The 2,878-nt window shown below is 43.1% G+C and carries 1 protein-coding gene, 1 pseudogene and 1 riboswitch; of the genes and pseudogenes, one reads left to right on the top strand and one right to left on the bottom strand.

Features of this window, described 5'->3' with window-relative positions; all coding sequences use genetic code 11:
• Nucleotides 1–276: 276 nt before the first annotated feature.
• Nucleotides 277–357, top strand: a riboswitch (ZMP/ZTP riboswitch).
• A gap of 89 nt (nt 358–446) precedes the next feature.
• Nucleotides 447–2,134, top strand: a pseudogene (locus WJ238_RS00070) (formate--tetrahydrofolate ligase).
• Nucleotides 2,135–2,316: 182 nt separating this feature from the next.
• Here WJ238_RS00070 and WJ238_RS00065 read toward each other — a convergent pair.
• On the bottom strand, nt 2,317–2,878 hold a 562-nt coding region (locus WJ238_RS00065; protein WP_337605815.1), incomplete at its 5' end, for a MerR family transcriptional regulator.

Raw genomic sequence — 2,878 nt, 5'->3', positions numbered from 1 at the left:
CTCTTCCGATCTTTTCTTTGACCTTCACAAGAGCCACATTTCCCTGTACAGCCACGGCTGCAGGATCCTGAAAAAACTCACCGGAACTTCCAGGTAATTCTCTGACGGTTTCCGATTTACAAACACAGTTGCATCACACTTTACTTGTGCAATGTATATAAAGTTCATCCAGTATTTTTATATCAGATATACAAATACAACATAATATTTTGATATTTTTTTGACAAACTATTGACAAACCATAATTAATATGTTACCATTTCATCATCAATTTAAAACATCTCTGACAACTGGCGGAGACGTGGATAACCACAGGGGAGTCAGAGATTTGTGAAGCCGACCGTCTGGGCAGTATTTGACACTTTCAGATACTGCCCTTTTTTACTCAGACAGGATATTTTTTCTGTCTGGGCTCGGGCTTCCGTTTATGAAAGGAGACAAAACTTATGGGATTCAAGAGTGACATCGAAATCGCACAGGAATGCGAAATGAAACCAATTACTGAGATCGCTGCAAACGCAGGTATTGATGACAAATATCTGGAGCAGTACGGAAAGTACAAAGCAAAAATCGACTACAATCTTCTGAAAGAAACAGACAAACAGGACGGCAAGCTGATCCTTGTTACAGCTATCAACCCTACACCGGCAGGCGAGGGAAAAACAACTACAACTGTAGGTCTTGCTGACGGTATGCAGAAGCTTGGCAAAAACGTTATGGTAGCTCTTCGTGAGCCATCTCTCGGACCGGTATTCGGTGTAAAAGGCGGCGCAGCAGGCGGCGGCTATGCACAGGTTGTTCCTATGGAAGATATCAACCTTCATTTTACAGGTGACTTCCATGCAATCGGCGCAGCAAACAACCTTCTTGCAGCAATGATCGACAACCATATTTTCCAGGGCAACGCTCTTAACATTGACCCAAGAAAGATCACATGGAGAAGATGTGTGGATATGAATGACCGTCAGCTTCGTAATGTAGTAGACGGCCTTGGCGGAAAGACAAACGGTATGCCTCGTGAAGACGGCTACGACATTACTGTTGCTTCTGAGATCATGGCAGTTCTGTGTCTTGCAAGCGATATCAAAGACCTGAAAGAACGTCTTTCCAGAATCATCATCGGATATACATACGGTAAAGTTTCTGAGCAGAAACCGGTAACAGCAGGCGATCTTCACGCTGAGGGCGCTATGACAGCACTTCTGAAAGACGCTCTGAAACCAAACCTTGTTCAGACTCTTGAGCATGTTCCTGCAATCGTACACGGCGGACCATTCGCTAATATCGCTCATGGCTGTAACTCTGTTCAGCTACAAAAATGTCTCTGAAACTGGCTGATTACACAATTACAGAGGCTGGCTTCGGCGCTGACCTTGGTGCTGAGAAATTCCTTGACATCAAATGCCGTATGGCAGGTCTGAAACCAAACGCTGTTGTTGTTGTTGCAACTGTTCGTGCTCTGAAATACAATGGCGGCGTTGCAAAAGCTGACCTGAACAACGAGAACCTTGAGGCTCTTGAAAAAGGTCTCCCGAACCTTCTGAAACATGTAAGCAATATTACAAATGTATACAAACTTCCATGTGTAGTTGCTATCAATGCTTTCCCAACAGATACCAAGGCAGAGCTTGATCTTGTAGAGGCAAAATGTAAAGAAATGGGCGTAAACGTAGCTCTTTCTGAAGTATGGGCAAAAGGTGGCGAAGGCGGTCTGAAGCTTGCAGAAGAAGTAATCCGTCTCTGCGAAGAGCCAAATGATGACTTCTCCTACTCCTATGAGCTGGAAGGCTCCATTGAGGACAAACTGAACCAGATCGTTCAGAAAATCTACGGCGGCAAGAGAGTTGTCCTTACAGCTAACGCTCAGAAACAGGCAAAACAGCTTGAAGATCTTGGCTTTGGCAACTGCCCGATCTGTGTTGCAAAAACACAGTACAGCCTGACAGATGACCAGACAAAACTGGGCGCTCCTACAGACTTTGAGGTAACTGTACGTAACCTGAAGATTTCTGCAGGTGCAGGCTTTATCGTAGCCCTTACCGGCGAAATCATGACAATGCCAGGACTTCCAAAAGTACCGGCAGCTGAGAAGATTGACGTTGACGAGACAGGTAAGATCACAGGTCTGTTCTAATCACGGTCACTCATAGATACTCTATAAGTAATATACAGAAAACCGTCCGGAAGCGAACCTCTCCGGACGGTTTTCTATTTTAAATATCTGCCGCAAATTTAATGCAATAAAAGTTAATAGAAATACATTTTCTGTCACAAATTTCAATAAAATTTTTTATCAATCCCCGGATATCTGCCCTTTCACAGGGACTCTTCTACAGCAATCTCCACTTTTGTGACGTAATCATTTTCATCTGTTATGGCAAAATCATTCATACCTGATTCAAATGCAAAACCTTTTAACTTAAGATTCTTCCTCTCTGCAAATACCAGCATTTTTTCATAAAGCTCAGGCAGCCTTTCCCATATTCCTCTCTGGTATCCGCAAAGACAAAGTCCCTTTTTCCTTATCAGAATCTCTCCGCCTTTTTCTGTTTTCAGCGCAGGAGAAAAAACTCCGTCATACTTTTCAAACCTCTTTTTTCTCACCTTATCCACAGAAATATAGCTACCGATTCCCATTCTGCACTGTTCAATCCCCCAGCAATCCTTTGCACAGGAAAACAGATCCTTTAAATTTTCTTCTTTAATATCAAAGGGAATTACCCGGAAACGCTCCTCCGGAAGCAGCTTCAACTCTATAAACATATCATCCACACGACTGCATACTGCAAGCTGCTCTTTCCTGACTTTCAGAATCTCTTTTGTCTTTTCCAGCCTTTGTATTTCTCTGTTTATCTCATTTATTTTTTCATTTGCCAGT

The organism is Claveliimonas sp. (assembly GCF_037273965.1).
Lineage (GTDB): Bacteria > Bacillota > Clostridia > Lachnospirales > Lachnospiraceae > Claveliimonas > Claveliimonas bilis.
Note: the sequence above shows the minus strand (reverse complement) of the source record. Positions and strands in the feature narration are given on the sequence as shown.